The 17,969-nt window shown below is 50.4% G+C and carries 14 protein-coding genes and 1 tRNA gene; 4 read left to right on the plus strand and 11 right to left on the minus strand.

The features are described from left to right. Positions 1-47: 47 nt before the first annotated feature. Complete coding sequence (locus ACN28R_RS09105; RefSeq protein ID WP_095834207.1) at positions 48-611, plus strand: lipoprotein; 564 nt, start codon at positions 48-50, stop codon at positions 609-611. Positions 612-663: 52 nt separating this feature from the next. On the opposite strand, the gene ACN28R_RS09110 is transcribed toward ACN28R_RS09105, so the two are convergent. Then, entirely contained in the window at positions 664-1,236 is a 573-nt protein-coding gene (locus ACN28R_RS09110) for a TorD/DmsD family molecular chaperone (RefSeq protein ID WP_095834208.1), read from the minus strand. A gap of 32 nt (positions 1,237-1,268) precedes the next feature. Continuing rightward, positions 1,269-2,006, minus strand: a complete 738-nt coding sequence (locus ACN28R_RS09115; protein WP_095834209.1) for a phosphatase — start codon at positions 2,004-2,006, stop codon at positions 1,269-1,271. 277 nt (positions 2,007-2,283) lie between these two features. Here ACN28R_RS09115 and ACN28R_RS09120 point away from each other — a divergent pair. Then, a tRNA-Ser gene (locus ACN28R_RS09120) sits at positions 2,284-2,373 on the plus strand. A 464-nt stretch (positions 2,374-2,837) separates the two neighbouring features. Here the strand turns inward: ACN28R_RS09120 and rmf are convergent. The 6 genes from rmf to rlmKL all read right to left on the minus strand — a co-directional run bounded on the left by rmf (position 2,838) and on the right by rlmKL (position 10,854). After that, on the minus strand, positions 2,838-3,005 hold the full coding sequence (gene rmf / locus ACN28R_RS09125; RefSeq protein ID WP_072065898.1) for a ribosome modulation factor: 168 nt from the start codon (positions 3,003-3,005) through the stop codon (positions 2,838-2,840). Between the two features lie 258 nt (positions 3,006-3,263). Next, complete coding sequence (gene pqiC, locus ACN28R_RS09130) at positions 3,264-3,830, minus strand: membrane integrity-associated transporter subunit PqiC (protein WP_048639167.1); 567 nt, start codon at positions 3,828-3,830, stop codon at positions 3,264-3,266. Further along, on the minus strand, positions 3,830-5,521 hold the full coding sequence (gene pqiB, locus ACN28R_RS09135; RefSeq protein WP_095834210.1) for an intermembrane transport protein PqiB: 1,692 nt from the start codon (positions 5,519-5,521) through the stop codon (positions 3,830-3,832). The genes pqiC and pqiB overlap by 1 nt, the downstream gene beginning before the upstream one ends. After that, on the minus strand, positions 5,484-6,722 hold the full coding sequence (gene pqiA / locus ACN28R_RS09140; RefSeq protein ID WP_048639971.1) for a membrane integrity-associated transporter subunit PqiA: 1,239 nt from the start codon (positions 6,720-6,722) through the stop codon (positions 5,484-5,486). The genes pqiB and pqiA overlap by 38 nt, the downstream gene beginning before the upstream one ends. Positions 6,723-6,817: 95 nt before the next feature. Continuing rightward, positions 6,818-8,731, minus strand: coding sequence for an ABC transporter ATP-binding protein (locus ACN28R_RS09145; RefSeq protein ID WP_095834211.1), 1,914 nt, complete (start codon positions 8,729-8,731; stop codon positions 6,818-6,820). 5 nt (positions 8,732-8,736) lie between these two features. Continuing rightward, the gene (gene rlmKL, locus ACN28R_RS09150) at positions 8,737-10,854 is read right to left on the minus strand and encodes a bifunctional 23S rRNA (guanine(2069)-N(7))-methyltransferase RlmK/23S rRNA (guanine(2445)-N(2))-methyltransferase RlmL (protein WP_095835767.1); all 2,118 of its coding nucleotides are present in this window, start codon (positions 10,852-10,854) and stop codon (positions 8,737-8,739) included. 97 nt (positions 10,855-10,951) lie between these two features. Here rlmKL and ACN28R_RS09155 point away from each other — a divergent pair, with 97 nt between their 5' ends. Beyond that, entirely contained in the window at positions 10,952-12,055 is a 1,104-nt protein-coding gene (locus tag ACN28R_RS09155) for a YcbX family protein (RefSeq protein WP_095834212.1), read from the plus strand. A gap of 8 nt (positions 12,056-12,063) precedes the next feature. Here the strand turns inward: ACN28R_RS09155 and ACN28R_RS09160 are convergent, their stop codons facing one another. Together ACN28R_RS09160 and pyrD are read right to left on the minus strand one after the other, a co-directional pair. After that, positions 12,064-12,633 carry a cell division protein ZapC gene (locus tag ACN28R_RS09160; protein WP_048639171.1) on the minus strand — a complete coding sequence of 190 codons (570 nt, stop codon included), beginning with the start codon at positions 12,631-12,633 and terminating at the stop codon, positions 12,064-12,066. 168 nt (positions 12,634-12,801) lie between these two features. Beyond that, entirely contained in the window at positions 12,802-13,812 is a 1,011-nt protein-coding gene (gene pyrD, locus ACN28R_RS09165) for a quinone-dependent dihydroorotate dehydrogenase (RefSeq protein WP_048639172.1), read from the minus strand. Positions 13,813-14,341: 529 nt separating this feature from the next. Between pyrD and traT the strand changes: the two genes are divergently transcribed. Then, on the plus strand, positions 14,342-15,082 hold the full coding sequence (gene traT, locus ACN28R_RS09170; RefSeq protein ID WP_095834213.1) for a conjugal transfer complement resistance protein TraT: 741 nt from the start codon (positions 14,342-14,344) through the stop codon (positions 15,080-15,082). Between the two features lie 151 nt (positions 15,083-15,233). Here traT and pepN read toward each other — a convergent pair whose 3' ends face one another. Continuing rightward, positions 15,234-17,849 (minus strand): aminopeptidase N, encoded by a 2,616-nt coding sequence (gene pepN / locus ACN28R_RS09175; protein ID WP_095834214.1) that lies wholly within the window; start codon positions 17,847-17,849, stop codon positions 15,234-15,236. Between the last annotated feature and the right edge of the window lie 120 nt (positions 17,850-17,969).

The following is a 17,969-nucleotide window of genomic DNA, read 5'->3' on the forward strand; positions in this document are numbered from 1 at the left end:
TTTGCAATAGATTACAATGCGAAAGAATGATAATTGAGGCCAGAATAATGAAGAAGTTGGGATTCGCTGCCACAGCATTGCTGTTTATATTTACGCTGAGCGGTTGCAATAAGCTGACCCAGTACACGCTCAATGAGCAAGAGATAAACGAATACCTGCAAAAGCACAACGATTACCAGAAACAGCTCGGCATACCTGGCGTAGTGGATGCCAATATCGTATTGACCGATCTGTCCAGCCAAATCGGCAGGGCCGAGCCAGGCAAAGTCACCCTTTCCGGCAATGCGAAAGTTGATATCGCCTCGCTGCTCGGCAATCAGACCGCCGATCTGAAACTGACGCTGAAGGCTCAGCCCGTATTTGATAAAGATCAGGGAGCTATTTATCTAAAAGACATGGAATTAGTCGATTACACCGTTCAACCGGAAAAAATGCAGACGGTGATAAATACGTTGAGTCCTTATCTAAATCAATCACTGAAAACCTACTTCGCACAGAAACCCGCCTATATCCTGAATGCGGATAACAGCATGGCGGAGTCATTAGCGAAGAAAATGGCAAAAGGCATTGAAATTAAACCAGGACAAATCGTTATTCTGTTCACTGACTGATACACGCTTCCGGTGACAGCAAGGCTGTCACCTCTCTTCTGCCTATCGTTATTTACTCTGCGTCGGCGTCCGGCAATGCTTCCGCTTCATCCAGCTCATCGCGCATTACATCTAGCGCTTCACGACAGATAATCGCTAACGTGCGGTAAAACGCCGTCGTGGCATGACTTTCAACTTTTCCTAAAAAAAGGTTGCTCCAGGGCAGCAGATATTCATCAAAGAGGGCGATCTGCGCTGCGGTTTCGTCATCCTGCGACTGATCCTCCAGCCATGACGCCGCCAGTAGCAATCCGCCAAAGTGATCGACCGCCCCCTCATTCAGCGGCATGCCCCGCTGTTGTAAAAAAGTACGAACATCCGCCGCGTCCGAGTCCGTCACATACGCTGAACGCCAGGGGGATACGGCGCACGCTTCACCGACAAACAACCTCTGGTAGTCCGCCGCCATAGCAGAAATGTCACATCCCTTCTGTAAGCGCTCCAGCAAAGCATCCTGCTCCAATGGCCAGTTAGGTTGCAGTTTGCCCGCTTGAATCAAAGTCAGCAGCGGGGATACTACCGGATCCTGAGGCTGGCGATGAAACAAGGTGCCCAAGAGACGGCACATGATAGAAAACTCATTCATTCAAAACCTGCTTATTATTTTTAGTGACGCCGTCACAAAGCTGAAAATTCAGCGATGGCGGGCTTTCCTCGTTGTTCAAGAAAGTCCAATATCCGTCGGGGAGTAACGTTCAAAATGCGCTCCTGCGGGAAGTTAACCTCCTGCAAAATACGCTCGCATTGGGTAAAATTGCCCAGAGAAAACGCGATGTGGGAATCAGATCCTAACGATAGCCAACCGCCGGCATCACGCACCGCTTCAGCTATCGCCCGACAGTTTGGCTCGCTTCCTTTACGAGAATGTGTAAAGGAAGAGTTATTTAACTCCAAAGCCACATCATATTTGGCGGCGGCCTCTGCAATGGCACCAATATCAACGGGGAATTTAGGATTGCCGGGGTGACTGATAATATGAGCATCGCCATTGGCCATGGTGGCAATCATCGCGGCAGTATGGGCCTCTTTATCCTGAGGAGGAAATACCGGCTCATGGAAACCGGCAATGATTAAATCCATTTGTTCCAACATCGGTCCGGTACAATCAATGTCGCCTTCCACATTTTTAATATTGGCCTCAATACCGCGTAGAATGCCTACGCCATCCACCAAACGCGGCCAGACCTTCATATTCATAAAGTGCCAATAGTGCGGCGCATCCGCCATATCGGGGCCATGATCGGTAATGGCAAGCAGGCGAATACCCTTTTTCTTTGCCTCGGCGATATAGTCATGCAATGTACTGTATGCGTGAGTGCTGGCGACGGTATGCATATGTAAATCGACGGGATACATGATTTCTCCTGAGTCAGCTTTTAATCAGCAGCATAACATTTTTGCCCACACCTAACAGCTAACGAACGCCTCGACGCGCCTATGTTAACAAAAGTTAAACATTGATTCTGGACGGCACAATGCGCCGTGCCGAATGGAAAACCAGGAATGTGGCGAGTAAAGCAACAAATTGATTTAACTTTAGCTAAACGCACGCAACGAAAGCAGAAGTTTATTGACGCTGTCCGCTAATTTCCCTACATTAGCGCCGTCCGCCGATACGACCACGGCGAACCACGGTGAGGTGTCCGAGAGGCTGAAGGAGCACGCCTGGAAAGTGTGTATACGTGAAAACGTATCGAGGGTTCGAATCCCTCCCTCACCGCCATATAAAGACAAAAGGCTCTGACGCAAGTCAGGGCCTTTTGTCTTTATACGTGATGGACGGTTGAAAAGCCTCGTCAGGGTTCGACAAAACGGCAGGATAGCCGTTTTGGACCGCCAACGGCGGCCCGCAGGGCGAGCGTCACGACGACGCGAGTCAATCCTCCCGCATACATACGCCTTTTCGCCCTTGACGCAAGTCAGGGGCATTTTCTTTTATACGTGATGGACGGTTGAAAAGCCTCGTCAGGGTTCGACAAAACGGCAGGATAGCCGTTTTGGACCGCCAACGGCGGCCCGCAGGGCGAGCGTCACGACGACGCGAGTCAATCCTCCCGCATACATACGCCTTTTCGCCCTTGACGCAAGTCAGGGGCGTTTTCTTTTATGCGTAATGGACGGATGCCCTTTAATAAAAAAGCCTCCGCAAAAGCGGAGGCAGCTCCTTCAGATGAATAACAAGGCGAGTTAAGCCGTCACCGCCTTGTCCTCCATGGCCTTGCGCCAGCCTCCCAACCAGTAAGACCGCGCATTTAAAGATTGATAGGGACAAAGCTCCCTTGACTTGCCGGAAATACCTGCCTGATAACCACGTGAATGTGCCCTTTCAAGGCGATCGCGTTTCTGTCTTTTCATGCCTTATTTCCCTCATTATTTATCTGGTGGAAAAAAAACAGTGATTACTTTCTGGGCAACCACAGACTATGAATAGCCATTACGTCACCAAAGGTCAAGGCGCAAAATTCACGCCAACGTCACATTTACGAACTAAAATGGGAATTTTCCCCATAGGGAAAAAGCAGGAGAGACGGAAGGGAAAGACAAAAAATAAAGCCTCTGAAAGCATTCGGCCACTTCGCCTATCCTTCCAGAGACTTGCTTAAAGAACGGAGATTAATTTACAGAGACAGCCTGCCGCGCGATGGAGTTAGCAACCTGCTGCCAGCCCTGAGCCAATGTTCTGACCAGTGCGTCATAGCCGTCTTCAGACTGCGGCAGTACCACATTAAACGGCTGCTTAAACACCTGTCCGTGATGATTCAACACCCACTCTCCACTAATCACCGCCTTACCATCATAACGACCATGAAACGCGGTTACCGACACGTTCAATACCGACTGTTCGCTGCCCTGAGGCTGTGCCGTCACCAGCCATCCCGGCATGCCATGACTCAGATTAGCCACCAGTGATTGCTGGAGCTGCTGATCCAGCGGACTAGCCCATAAGTTATTACTGGCAATGACATATTGCACATCATTGGTTTGGTAAACCAAACCTGAATTAGCCAAATAATCCGCCACGCTAACGTGCTCCAACCACAGTTGCTGACCGTTTACCGTTTTCTCAACCGACGTAACCCCATCAGGCATCGCCGGTAACTGATAATAGGTTTTCGACGTGTTGCTACTACTACAGGCACTCAGCAACAACACCAACGCCAGAGTCCATCCTTTCATCATTATTTTGCCTTCTTCGGTTGAGGGTCTTCACTGCCCGATGCCTCAAACACCAGGGCATTGCTCTTCTCATTCAAGGTGCGCAGCACGGGTTGCAGTTCACGTAACACCTGATCCAGACGCTGCATATCCGCCACCATCTTATTGTAAGCCGGCGATCCTGGCTGGAAGCCTTTCATGCTGCGGTTCAGCTCAAGTAAGGTCCGCTGCATATCCTGCGGCAAATCCTGCATGGCTTTACTGGAAGTAATCTTATTTAGCGATGCCAGCGTTTTTTGCATTTCACGCAATGTCGCCTGACTTTCCGCCAGCGTTTGCGTCGCTTCGTTTACCATCGGATTCAATGGTAACTCATTGATTTTATCCAATACCGACATCAGCTTTTGCTGAATTTGCGACAGCCCGCCGCCCACGGTCGGCAATACCGGATAACCGTCAATGGTCATCAGCTTTTTATTAACATTTTCCTTGGGATTATTAACCTTTTCCTTCGGATAGAAATCGAGATCGATATACAACGCCCCAGTCAAAATATTGGCGGTTTTCAACGCCGCCCGCAGACCAAGCGGCCGCGATTTCTCCAGATGCTCTTCAAAATTGAAATTGCTTCCCAGATTCTTATCAAACCGATCGGGTTCAATACGGATGAGAACCGGGATGCGATAGTCACTATCGATATTCTGTTTAAGATCTTTGGTGAAGAACGGCACCTGCGCCACCGTCCCCAGACGAATCCCGCGAAATTCGACCGGTGCGCCAGGCTGCAAACCCCGGATTGAATCGCTGAAGAACATCAGGTACTCCTTATACTCGGTGTACAGCGAGTCCTGAATACTGCGCTGATCGTCAAAAAGACGATAGGTCGCCATAGGCTTGGCAGGATCGCCGACTTCCCAGCCGGCCGGCACATCAAAGCTCACGCCGCCGCTGAAAAGCGTCGTCAGCGATCCCATCTCCACCCGCATTCCCTGAGCAGACATATCAAACGACACGCCGCTATCTTTCCAGAAACGAACATTGGAGGTCACCAGGCTATCGTATGGCGCGGAAATAAATAGCTGATAGCTCATTTTCCGTTTTTGGGGATCAAATTCACTCGCTTCAACGGATCCCACCCGATAACCACGAAACAGCACCGGATCGCCGGCATTCAACTGACCGGCCTGTTCACTATCAAGAGTGATGCGGATCCCCTTGGCATCCGGAGAAGCCAGCGGCGGGGTATCGAGCAACGTGAATTCTTTCTTTTCAGCTTCGTGGGAACCCGGCTGAAGTTCAATATACGCCCCTGATAACAACGTACCCAGACCGGAGATCCCCGTTCGCCCCACCTGTGGTTTAACCACCCAGAATGCTGAATCCTCCTTCAGCAGCCGGTCCATATCATCGTGCAGCCGGGCTTTGATTTCCACCCGGTGAAGATCGTCGCTCAGCTCGACGCTTTCCACAATGCCGACATCAACGCTACGGCTTTTGATCGTCGTTTTTCCTGCTTCAATGCCCTCGGCATTGCTGGTCACCAAAGTCACCTGAGGCCCCAGATGACTAAAATGATAAAACAGTATCCATGCCCCGATCAGCACCGTCACAATTGGAACGATCCAGACGGGCGACCAGCGTTTAATCGTTTCTACATCCGCAACGGCGTATTTATCTTTATCTTTCGTCAACGGAGGACTCCTTATGAAAAACATTATCACGGCGATCCCACAGTAACCGGGGATCAAATGTCATAGCGGCGAACATCGTCAGGATCACAACCGAAGCAAACAGCACGGCGCCAACCGCGGGATAAATACTCATTAACCGCCCGATGCGAACCAATGCGGACAATACGGCGATAACGAATATATCGATCATCGACCATCGCCCGACAAACTCCACGACTTCATACACTACGTGCAGGCGTTCACGATCCATCCGCCCTTTTCCTTTGGCGCTCCAGCATAACCACCCTAATGCCAGCATTTTCAGTGACGGCACCATAATACTGGCAATGAAAATCACCATCGCCACCGGATATGATCCGGTGCTCCACAAAAGGATAACACCGGCCATAATGGTCGAACCCGTCTCATTTCCCAGAGATTCCGTAACCATAATGGGCATAAGATTCGAAGGGATATAAAGTATGATCGAGGTAAACAGCAGCGCCATCGTCCACTGTAAACTGTGCTTCCTGCGCGCGTGCCCATGGCAATGACAGCGGGGACAAACCAGTTGGCCCGCCGGTAATATGGCCGTACAACATTGGCAGGAACGTAATCCTTGCGACAATCCGCCGCTTCCCGGTTGCGGTACCGACGGCAGCTTCGGCGGCGGCACAATGTCATTCCATAGCCAGCGGCGATCCAGACTTTGAAACGCCAGCAGTTGCAACACGCAAAACAGGACAAAGGGAATAAAACTGGTGCCGATGCCGATATCCCCGTAGGCCATCAGCTTGACAAAACTCACCAATACACCGGCCAGAAAAATCTCCGCCATTCCCCAGCTTTTCAGTTGGAACAGCACCTTCGCCAGAATCTTTTTCAAGGCCAGCGGCAACGAGAAACGCAGACAAAGCAGAATCATCGTCACCATACAAAAGGCCGGAATAAGCTGAACAAACAGCATAAAGAGCGTGGCGACGCTGGCATAATTTTCCGCCGCCATCACTTTAGGGATTTCTCCCAGCGTGATTTCACTGGTAATCCCCGTCACACGCATGCTCACAAATGGAAATAAGTTGGCCAGCAGCAGCATAAATAAGGCACAGAATGCATAACCGACCGGCCGCTTACGGGGTTCCGCCTGTTCACTGGTTAATGCCGCTTTACAGCGCGGGCAGACCGCTTTTTGCCCATGCGCCAATTGCGGCAGTTTGACCAATAAATCACACTGCGGACATAGCATATAGTCATCATGATGATGGTCGTGGGAACACACTGCCAGCCGCCTCCTTTGGCCTGACGCCGCTTTGCGATGCCGTCAGACCGTAATTGCAAATATTAACCGTTCCTTTGCGCTTCGAGCATTTCCCAACGTTCAAAACAGGATTCCAGCATTTGTTCAGCTTCCGCCAACGACGTTAACACCTGCTGTGTTTCTTCGTGCGGGCGGCTAAAGAAGTCAGGATCGTTCATTTGTGTTTGCAACGCGTCAATTTGCTGTTCCAACTGCTCTATTTTCAACGGCAACTGATCCAGTTCGCGCTGCTGGTTATAGCTTAGTTTACCCACATTACGTTTAGCGGGCTGTGCGGTACGATTATCGGCGGATGAAGATGACGGCGTCGCCACCGTAGCGGCGGTGCGCAATGACGTCGATTCGGCGCGTTGTTTTTGGGCATCGTAGTAACCCCCGACATAGCGGGAGATCTTACCGTCGCCTTCAAAGATCCAGCATTCCGTCACCGAATTATCAACAAACTGGCGATCGTGGCTCACCAGTAACACCGTACCTTGATAGCTGTCGATCAACTCTTCCAGCAGTTCCAGCGTTTCCACATCCAGATCGTTGGTTGGTTCATCAAGGATCAGCAAATTGCTGGGTTTCAGGAACAGACGGGCCAGCAATAAACGGTTGCGCTCCCCACCGGACAAGGCTTTAACCGGCGTCATTGCTCGCTTGGGATGAAACAGAAAATCCTGCAAATATCCAAGCACATGACGGGGGCGGCCATTGACCATCACTTCCTGCTTCCCTTCCGCCAGGTTATCCATAACGGTGCGCTCAGGATCAAGCTCGGCGCGATGCTGATCGAAATAAGCCACTTCCAGCTTGGTTCCGCAGTGAATCCGGCCGCTGGTCGGCATCAGTTCGCCCAGCATCAGTTTCAGCAGCGTGGTTTTACCACAGCCATTCGGTCCGACCAGCGCGATTTTATCGCCGCGCTGTACCTGCGCGGAGAAATTGCGGGTCAAAACTTTATTATCGACCTGATAATTGACATCTTCCAGCTCAAACACAATTTTTCCGGAGCGCGCCGCTTCTTCCACCTGCATTTTCGCCGTTCCCATGACTTCACGGCGCTGCGAACGTTCCTGACGCAACGCTTTCAAGGCGCGAACCCGGCCTTCGTTACGTGTACGGCGAGCTTTAATTCCCTGCCGGATCCACACCTCTTCCTGCGCCAGCTTGCGATCGAATTCCGCATTCTGCAACTCTTCTACACGCAGCGCTTCTTCTTTTCCTTCCAGGTATTTATCGTAATTCCCCGGCCAGGAAACCAGCTTACCGCGATCCAAATCGACGATTCGCGTCGCCATGTTTCGGATAAAAGAACGGTCATGGGAAATAAACACGATACTGCCCTGGAAAGTTTTCAGGAATGTTTCCAGCCAATCAATGGTTTCGATATCCAGATGGTTGGTCGGTTCATCCAGCAACAACACCCTGGGCGCGCTTACCAACGCCCTTCCCAGCGCCGCTTTACGTAACCAGCCCCCGGATAATGAAGCCAGCGGAGCATCAGCCTTCAGTCCCAACTGTTCCAGCACTTCATGGATGCGGCTTTCCAACTGCCACAATCCCTGATGCTCAAGAATCTCCTGCAGCGTGGCCAGCTGATTCATGTTCTTTTCGCTAGGATCGGTTTCAACCAGCCGCAGCGTGGCATGATAATTTTTTAGGTAATCCGCCTGAGCCGCAACGCCTTCGGCGACAAAATCAAAGACGGTTCCCGCGACATCGCGCGGCGGATCCTGTTGCAGCCGGGCAACGATCAGATCCTGCTCATAGGTGATCCGCCCGTCATCCAGCGGAATCTCGCGCGCCAGTATTTTCAGCAGCGTTGATTTGCCCGCGCCATTACGGCCAACCAGACAGACGCGTTCGTTTTCTTCGATATGAAGTTCTGTGTTATCCAACAACGGCGCATCACTGAATGATAACCATGCGCCTGATACACTGATTAATGACATTGTTATTACTTTTCCTCGCCGGCATGCGTTAGCAGCCAGCAGTTATGAATTTGACGGTTGCGGGCAAAATCCTGTGACTGCGTACGGGCGGTGATCTCTTTCGCCACCAGGCCTAACGCCGTTAATCCCGCGATATCCATCTGGAATCCGCGTTTATTGTTGGAAAACATGATCGTCCCGCCACGGCGCAACAGACGTTTAAGATCTTTCATCAAGGCCAGATGATCGCGCTGTACGTCAAACGAGTCCTCCATCCGTTTAGAGTTGGAAAACGTCGGGGGATCGATGAAAATGACATCAAACTGTTCATTGGCACCGCGCAGCCACGACAGGCAGTCCGCGTGGATCAGGCGGTGCTGACGTCCGGTCAGACCGTTGGCGCGCAGGTTTTTTTCCGCCCATTCCAGATAGGTGCGCGACATATCCACGGTGGTAGTGGTGCGCGCCCCGCCCAACCCGGCATGCACGCTGGCGGTGCCGGTATAGGCGAACAGATTGAGAAAATCCTTACCCTGGCTCATTTCACCCAGCATTTTTCGGGCAATGCGGTGATCGAGGAACAAGCCGGTATCCAGATAATCCGTCAGGTTGACCCACAGTTTGGCGTTATACTCCTCTACCAGCAAAAATTCGCCTTTCTGCGCCAGTTTTTCATATTGGCTTTTTCCTTTCTGACGCTCACGGGTCTTTAGAATCAGGCGATTTGACGGCAGTTCCAGCACGCTCAGGGTGGCATTGATCACATCAAACAGGCGCTGGCGGGCTTTCTGCGCATCAATGGTTTTTGGCGGCGCATACTCTTGCACCACCACCCAACTGCCATAACGGTCAACCGCCACATTGTACTCAGGCAGATCGGCGTCATACAGGCGATAGCATTCAATCCCCTGCTGGCGCGCCCACTTATCCAACTTGCGCAGGTTTTTACGCAGGCGGTTGGCAAAGTCCTCGGCAATCTGCCCGGCGTTTTCGCCTTGGCTTTCCGCCAGTTGATAATTTTTCTGCACACAGTCCAGCGGGCCGTTTTTAGCCTTAAACTGACGCTCTGCGCGTAGTTGCAGACAGCTAAGCAATTCCGGCGAGGCGCTGAACAGCGACAATTGCCAACCGCCGAAATCGCTTTTCATCTTACGTCCCAGCATATTATGCAGCGCAATCAGCGCCGGTTCGCTGTCCAAACGCTCGCCATATGGCGGGTTACTGACTATCGTGCCCTTCGGCCCATCCGGTAATGGATTCTGCAACTGCGTCGCGTCTTTCACGCCGAATGTGATGAGATCCCCCACCCCGGCACGACGGGCATTCGCGCGGGCGATATCAATCACCCGGCGATCGTTATCTGAACCAAAGAAACGGGAAGGGGTGTCCCGCAACCCCTGGAGAGCGCGTTGTTGCGCGTCTGCGGTCACTTCGCGCCACAACGCCGCATCATGCTGTAGCCAGGCATTAAATCCCCAGTGGGTGCGATATAAGCCAGGGGCGCGATCGGCCGCAATCATCGCCGCTTCAATCAGCAACGTACCGGAACCACACATCGGATCGATCATGGGCGTGCCTTTTTGCCAGCCCGAACGCAACACGATTGCCGCGGCCAGATTCTCTTTCAGCGGCGCCAGCCCCGCCAAATCGCGATAGCCGCGCTGATGCAGTCCATCACCGCTGAGATCCAACGCCACGCTGGCCGTATCACGCTGCAAAAAAACATTGATGCGGATGTCCGGCTGCTGCTTGGCCACATCAGGACGCTGCCCCGTCTTACGGCTAAAGCTGTCCACAATCGCGTCTTTTACTTTTAATACGCCGTACTGGCTATTGCGGATATCTTCGTTGGTGCCGGTAAAATGTACGGCGAAGGTTTTATCAACCCTGAAAATCGTCGACCAATCAATCGCCTGTACTCCCAGATACAAATCCAGATCGCTGTGTACCTTGAATTCATTCAGCGGCAGCAAAATGCGCGATGCCAGCCTGCTCCACAGCAGGCTTTGATATAGCAGACGATTATCTCCCTGAAAATGCACCCCGCCCTGCACCACGGCACAGGCCTGAGCGCCCAGCGCCTCAAGCTCATTTTTTAATAATTCTTCCAAACCACGGGCCGTGCTGGCAAACAGAGCATTCATATCGTCGATATCACCAATCAAGAAAATTGAGGCGCATTATAGCTAATCCGTGACACTTGTCATAAAGTTGCCGTTTTACTTTAGCAAGGAACAGGTAGTGATCGGCGTAACGCGGCTTTATATTCATCCGGTAAAATCCATGCGTGGATTACAGTTGTCCCACTCCATGGTGTCTGCCAGCGGTCTGGCGCACGATCGTACCTTTATGGTTACGGAACCTGATGGCACATTTATCACCGCCCGTCAGCATCCGCAAATGGTGTTGTTTACCCCGGCGTTGTTACCCGACGGCCTGTTTATTTCCGCTCCTGATGGCCAGACCGTCAGCGTCCGCTTTGCGGATTTCATTCATTCCCCTCAGCCAACCGAAGTCTGGGGCAATCACTTTACGGCGCAGATCGCCCCCGACGTCATCAATGATTGGCTGAGCCAATATTTCCAACGCCCAGTACAGCTGCGTTGGCTCGGCAATGAACCGTCCCGCCGCGTTAAAAAGCGGCCTGAAATTCCGCTCTCTTTTGCTGACGGCTACCCTTTCTTGCTGATCAATGAAGCCTCTTTTCAGTTGCTTCGTCAGCGTTGCCCGGCAGGCATCAAGCTGGAACAATTCCGCCCTAACCTGGTGATAACCGGCGCGGCGGCATTTGCAGAAGATAGCTGGCAGACTATTCGCATCGGCGATGTGATATTCGATGTCGCCAAGCCCTGTAGCCGCTGCGTGCTGACGACGGTCAGTATTGAACGAGGCAGAAAGCACCCTACGGCTGAACCGCTGACGACACTACAGTCTTTCCGCACCGCTGAAAATGGCGATGTTGATTTTGGTCTGAACCTGATTGCTCGCAATAACGGAATTATTCGGGTTGGCGATACGCTGGAAGTGCTGGCGACCAAGCCGCCTCGTGTATATGGCGCCGGCAACGTGGCGGAAAATACGCCGACCCCGCTGCAAAGCGAAAAAACGATAACCATTCACTATCAGGGAAAAAGTCTGAAAGGAAACAATCAACAAATCCTGCTGGAACAGTTGGAGCAGCAAGGCGTCCGTATTCCCTACTCCTGCCGAGCCGGGATATGCGGGTGTTGTAAACTGACATTAGTCAGCGGCGAAGTTTCAACGGTAAAGAAAAACTCAATTGCCGATAACGGCGAAATTCTGGCCTGCAGCTGCATTCCACAAGGCGATATCAGCCTGCAGTAATACCCGCGTTAAACCACTCTGGCATAGTGAAAAGGCGATGCGTCTTGATTATCGACATCCTGAATGGCGACCGGTAATAATCTGTCGTGCATGATTTTTATCGCATCCCCGAGAATCATCTTTTTCGCATTGAGATCGAGTTGCTCTTGGGCCAGCAGACACAGGCTGGCCTTATCACCGGCTTCCGCAACCAGAAAATATGCCGAGTCATGATTCCCGGTTAATTGCACCTGAACGATATCGCCCGTCTGCGGAGCAAACATATTACCGGCGGGCTGCTGCACGAAATGCCAGCTTTTGGGCATCAGCGGTTTAAGAAAACGGCTGGCCACCAGCGCATTCAATATTAATTCACCCTGCAGATCGCGGCTCAATGCCATCTTCTGGCATTTTTCGTTGTAGGTAAAAAACAGCGCCGCGTCATCAACACAGAATGCGCATTCATTAAAAGCATCCGGCGTGAGCATTTTGGATGGGAAACGAGAACGGAATAACATGCCGTTGGCAAGATCCAACATCAGCCGATCATGTTCAGCATCAAAATACCAGCGCCAGCTATCGTCAGGTTTTAACTTCATATTATTTACCCTTCGCCTTTTGTTACACCAATATCGGAAATGGCTGATTGCAGAATCCCTGCAATAAAAAACCGGCAGGTGTTGATAGTTTATTTATTGACTGGGTAAAATATAGACTAGCCGGGGGAATAAATAAACCCCCCGGATATAAATGAATGCACGAAATGATTAGATATGTGTAACGATATCTTTAATCAGACGCGGACCGCGGAAAATAAAGCCTGAATATATCTGAATCAACGTAGCGCCTGCGTCCAGTTTTTCGCGCGCGGCAATCAAAGAATCAATCCCGCCGACGCCGATAATCGGCAAACGCCCGGCTAATTCCTGGGATAGTCGACGAATAATTTCCGTACTCTGCAGTTGCAAAGGACGGCCGCTTAATCCTCCGGTCTGCCCGCAGTGATTTAATCCCTGGATCAGTTTTCTATCGAGCGTAGTATTAGTTGCAATGACCCCATCAATATTATGACGTACCAGGCTATCCGCTATTTGGATCAATTCTTCCTCAGAAAGATCCGGCGCGATCTTTACCGCCACCGGTACATATTTCTGATATTTCTCATTTAACTCTGCCTGTTTATTCTTTATCGACAGTAAAAGATCGTCCAACGCCTCACCATATTGCAGACTGCGCAATCCTGGCGTATTGGGCGAAGAGATATTTATTGCGATATAACCCGCATGGGAATAGATCTTATCCATGCAGATCAGATAATCCTCTTTCCCCTGTTCGACCGGCGTATCTTTATTTTTTCCGATATTAATCCCCAATACGCCGCCAAAACGTGATTTCTTCACATTCTCGACCAGATAATCGACGCCTCGATTATTAAATCCCATCCGATTAATCAATCCTTCCGCTTCAACAATACGGAATAATCTCGGCTTATCATTTCCTGGTTGCGGACGAGGCGTAACGGTTCCCACTTCAATGAAGCCAAATCCCATTGCGCCCAGCGCATCAATACAGTCGCCGTCTTTATCAAGTCCGGCGGCCAGACCCAGCGGATTTTTAAATGACAGCCCCATACAGTTAACGGGTTTGGTAGGAACAGATTGACGGACGAGAAATTCAAAAGGGGTATGGGTAATACGGCGTAATTGTTGGAAGGTCAGCTCATGTGCCCGTTCCGGATCGAACTGAAACAGGGCTTTCCTGATAAAGGGATAGAACATATTGTCTCCTGAGATCCCAATCGCAAATGAATAAAGTCAGAATACCGTTGAGAACGGTAGCCTCTTTTTAGGATGATGTCCCCTTCTTTTATTATAAGAAGGATTGTTTATCTGATTCACGGATTTTTCGGTTTTCTTTGGACCGAATGATAATTTATTAAATATTCCTTGATATTTAACCATGATTTATGATATAGGACTGCATTTTTGTTTGTAGCGATAACCTGCGCATACCCATATGAAAAACACATGACAGCCTCCGCACAAACCCCAAGCGTAAGCGTAAACAACGGCTTGGCAGTAGCTTAGCTACTACATAATATAATTCGTTTTTTATAAAAATTATCAAAATTACTGGCTAAAAAAATAAAAAAAATGGCTTAATATAATATAAATTTACTTTATTAAAAAATAAAAATCCGCGTAACATCATGAAAGTTAGCTAAATTTTTATTCTTGGGATTATTAATAAAATCATCTTTATGGTAAAAATACCGCGCTTACATTTTGTAAAAGGAAAATACTAAAGATGAACAAACATAGAATTAAAAAAATTGCTTTAATAGGGATCGTTGCTTCTTCTCTGGTCTTATCTGGATGTGGAGCCATGAGCACAGCAATAAAAAAAAGAAACCTTGAAGTCAAAACTCAAATGAGTGAAACGATCTGGTTAGATCCGTCAAATGAAAAGACCGTGTATTTACAGATCAAAAATACCTCAGATAAAGATATGGGTACATTACAAGGCAAAATCGCACATGATGTTCAGGCCAAAGGGTACATCATTGTGTCCTCCCCCGACGATGCTTACTACTGGATCCAAGCTAATGTGTTAAAAGCGGATAAGATGGATCTCCGCGATGCACAACGATTTTTGAGCCAAGGATATGAAGGTGCGGCGCTGGGAGCAGCACTAGGCGCGGGCATTACCGCATATAACAGCAACTCTTCCGGCGCTGCGCTTGGCGTTGGTTTAGCTGCAGGTCTAATCGGTATGGCTGCTGATGCAATGATTGAGGACGTGAACTATTCAATGATTACTGATGTTCAAATTTCTGAAAAAACTAAAACATCCGTAACGACAGATAATATCGCGGCCTTACGACAAGGCACGTCAGGCGCAAAAATTCAGACAAGCATCGAGAAAGGTAATCAGCATAGATATCAGACTCGCGTTGTGTCTAATGCCAATAAAGTCAATCTGAAGTTTGAAGAAGCCAAACCTATTCTGGAAGAACAATTGGCCAAGTCCATCGCAAACATTTTCTAAATTTTTACCGGGCTACTGCAAAGAAAAGACAGCAGTGGCCCAATTTATTTTCCATAACCGCTGCTAATTCAACACGCTTTATCGTTTGAAACGCATCAGCAAAAGCTACACACAGCAACACAATCATGCAGTGTGTAGCTTATTCCACACCTTAGTCCTGCAACGCCTTGCCGATTTTCTCAAACAGATCGCCGGATAAATTATCCAATGTTTTCAACTGTTCCAGCGCCTGACGCATTAGCGCCTGACGCTTTGCGTCATAGCGTTTTAAACGGATTAATGGCTCGATCAGGCGAGCGGCGACCTGCGGATTGCGCGTATTGAGATCGGTAAGAACCTCGGTCAGGAAACAATAGCCGCTGCCATCTTCCGCATGAAAGGCGGATGGATTGGATGCGGTAAACGCGCCTATCAGCGAACGCAGACGGTTTGGGTTATTCAAGCTGAACGAGCGGTGTTGCAGCAGCCCGCGAACCCGTTCAAGCACATCCGCTGCCGGACTGGTGGCCTGCAAGGTAAACCATTTATCCATAACCAGACCATCCTGATGCCAGCGATCGTCAAAACTGGCCAACAGCGCATCGCGCCCCGGCAACTGCGCGCTCACTGCCGCAGACAGGGCAGCCAGCGAATCAGTCATGTTATCTGCCCGCTGGTATTGCGTGGAGACCAGTTTGTCTGCCTGGGCTTCATCGCCGAACGCCAGATAGTACAGACACACATTACGCAACGCGCGTTTACCGATATCTTCATGCTCGATACGATATTGCGACAGTTGGTTGTTACGATAAACCGCCAGCCACTCGTCAGCCATCTCTTTCGCCATCGCGCGAACCAGGCCGTCACGCACGGCCGCAATGGCCACAGGATCGATGGTCTCAAACAATTCGGCGATTTCATTTTCGCTCGGCAACGTCAGGATCTGCGATGCCAGCATGGGATCCAGATTCTCATCCAACAAAATAGCGCGGAATGCATCAACCACATGCATAGGCAGCGAAAGCGACTGTTTTTGCTGATAACGGGCCACATTCAGGCGAATGTAATTTGCCAGCAGGCTTTGCGCCGCATCCCAACGGGAAAACGCATTGCTGGCATGACGCATCAGGAACGTCAGTTGATCGTCGCTCCAGGCATAATTCAGTTTTACCGGTGCGGAAAACTCGCGAAGTAGAGAAGGAACCGGTTGGCATGGCACCCGATCAAAAATAAAGGTTTGTTCCGCCTCGGTAACATTTAACACCGAAGACAACATCTCGCCGTTTCTCTGCAATGGGATCGCCTGCCCGAGCTGATCATACAGCTCGATATCCAGCGGAATATGCAGCGGCAGTTTAGCCTGTTTATCCGCCCCTACCGGCGTCATTTGACTGACGACCAGTTTGTATTGCTGGGATTGAGCGTCATAATCATCGCGGATAGTCAGCACCGGTGTTCCTGACTGACTGTACCAGCGGCGGAACTGGGTCAGATCCACGCCGGAAGCGTCTTCCATCGCCTGAACAAAATCATCACAGGTCGCCGCGCTGCCGTCATGGCGCTCGAAATAGAGCCGCATGCCTGCCTGGAACTTTTCTTCGCCTAACAAGGTATGCATCATGCGGATCACTTCCGATCCTTTTTCGTACACGGTCAGCGTATAGAAGTTATTCATTTCTATAACCTGATCGGGACGAATCGGGTGTGACATCGGGCTGGCGTCTTCGGCAAACTGCGCCCCGCGCATCACCCGGACATTATCAATCCGATTGACCGCGCGCGAACCCAGATCGGAGCTGAACTCCTGATCGCGGAAAACCGTCAGCCCCTCTTTCAGACTAAGCTGGAACCAGTCGCGGCAGGTCACGCGGTTACCGGTCCAGTTATGGAAATATTCGTGGCCAATCACCGCTTCAATATTCAGGTAATCTTTATCGGTCGCGGTTTCGGCCTTCGCCAGCACATATTTGGAGTTGAAAACGTTCAGCCCCTTGTTTTCCATCGCGCCCATGTTGAAGAAGTCCACCGCAACAATCATGTAGATGTCGAGGTCGTACTCCAGCCCAAAGCGGGTTTCATCCCATTTCATGGCATTTTTCAATGACGCCATCGCCCAAGCGGCACGATCCAGATTGCCACGGTCAACATACAGCTCAAGCGCCACATCACGGCCGGATCGGGTGGTAAAACGATCCCGCAGTACATCAAAATCGCCCGCAACCAACGCAAACAGATAGCAGGGCTTCGGGAACGGATCCTGCCATTCGATCCAGTGACGGCCATCATCCAGATCGCCCTGAGCGACACGGTTGCCGTTGGAAAGCAGATATGGGTAGCGCGATTTGTCCGCGGTGATACGCGTGGTAAATTTCGCCAGCACGTCCGGACGATCAAGATAATAGGTAATATGGCGGAAACCTTCCGCCTCACACTGCGTACACAGCGCTTCGCCAGACTGATACAACCCTTCCAGCGCGCTATTGGCCGCCGGGTTGATTTCTGTTTCAATACTCAACGTAAACTCAGCCGGTAACTGCGTCAGCAGCAGCCCATCATCCCGTTGCTGATAATGCGACCATGACGAGCCGTCAACACTCAGACTCACCAGCTTCAGGCCTTCGCCGTCCAACTTTAACGGCGCGCCCTGCTCGCCTTGCAGCACCACCTGACTCACGGCTGTTACCTTGGTTTTCTCCGCATCCAACTCGAAATTCAGCGCAATGTCTGTAATGCGGTAATCCGGCGCACGGTAATCATGGCGATATTTCACTTGTGGCTGTTGATTCATATAAAGTTTTCACCTCGTCATAAGCTTCAGAAACTCAGTCTATGCCTGTTACGTCAATGTTACCACGACAAAATAATAAGAATAATAATCCCGCCAGAGCACGTTTGAATCTCGCGTTAA

This window comes from Brenneria goodwinii, from assembly GCF_002291445.1.
Classification (GTDB): Bacteria; Pseudomonadota; Gammaproteobacteria; order Enterobacterales; family Enterobacteriaceae; genus Brenneria; species Brenneria goodwinii.

What these genes read in the sequence shown, in the direction of transcription:
- pqiA (WP_048639971.1), bottom strand. Translation starts at nt 6,722, where the DNA reads ATGCTATGTCCGCAGTGTGATTTATTGGTCAAACTGCCGCAATTGGCG.
- ACN28R_RS09115 (WP_095834209.1), bottom strand. Translation starts at nt 2,006, where the DNA reads ATGTATCCCGTCGATTTACATATGCATACCGTCGCCAGCACTCACGCA.
- ACN28R_RS09105 (WP_095834207.1), top strand. Translation starts at nt 48, where the DNA reads ATGAAGAAGTTGGGATTCGCTGCCACAGCATTGCTGTTTATATTTACG.
- pqiB (WP_095834210.1), bottom strand. Translation starts at nt 5,521, where the DNA reads ATGTTTTTCATAAGGAGTCCTCCGTTGACGAAAGATAAAGATAAATAC.
- pqiC (WP_048639167.1), bottom strand. Translation starts at nt 3,830, where the DNA reads ATGATGAAAGGATGGACTCTGGCGTTGGTGTTGTTGCTGAGTGCCTGT.
- pepN (WP_095834214.1), bottom strand. Translation starts at nt 17,849, where the DNA reads ATGAATCAACAGCCACAAGTGAAATATCGCCATGATTACCGTGCGCCG.
- pyrD (WP_048639172.1), bottom strand. Translation starts at nt 13,812, where the DNA reads ATGTTCTATCCCTTTATCAGGAAAGCCCTGTTTCAGTTCGATCCGGAA.
- ACN28R_RS09160 (WP_048639171.1), bottom strand. Translation starts at nt 12,633, where the DNA reads ATGAAGTTAAAACCTGACGATAGCTGGCGCTGGTATTTTGATGCTGAA.
- ACN28R_RS09110 (WP_095834208.1), bottom strand. Translation starts at nt 1,236, where the DNA reads ATGAATGAGTTTTCTATCATGTGCCGTCTCTTGGGCACCTTGTTTCAT.
- rmf (WP_072065898.1), bottom strand. Translation starts at nt 3,005, where the DNA reads ATGAAAAGACAGAAACGCGATCGCCTTGAAAGGGCACATTCACGTGGT.
- traT (WP_095834213.1), top strand. Translation starts at nt 14,342, where the DNA reads ATGAACAAACATAGAATTAAAAAAATTGCTTTAATAGGGATCGTTGCT.
- rlmKL (WP_095835767.1), bottom strand. Translation starts at nt 10,854, where the DNA reads ATGAATGCTCTGTTTGCCAGCACGGCCCGTGGTTTGGAAGAATTATTA.
- ACN28R_RS09145 (WP_095834211.1), bottom strand. Translation starts at nt 8,731, where the DNA reads ATGTCATTAATCAGTGTATCAGGCGCATGGTTATCATTCAGTGATGCG.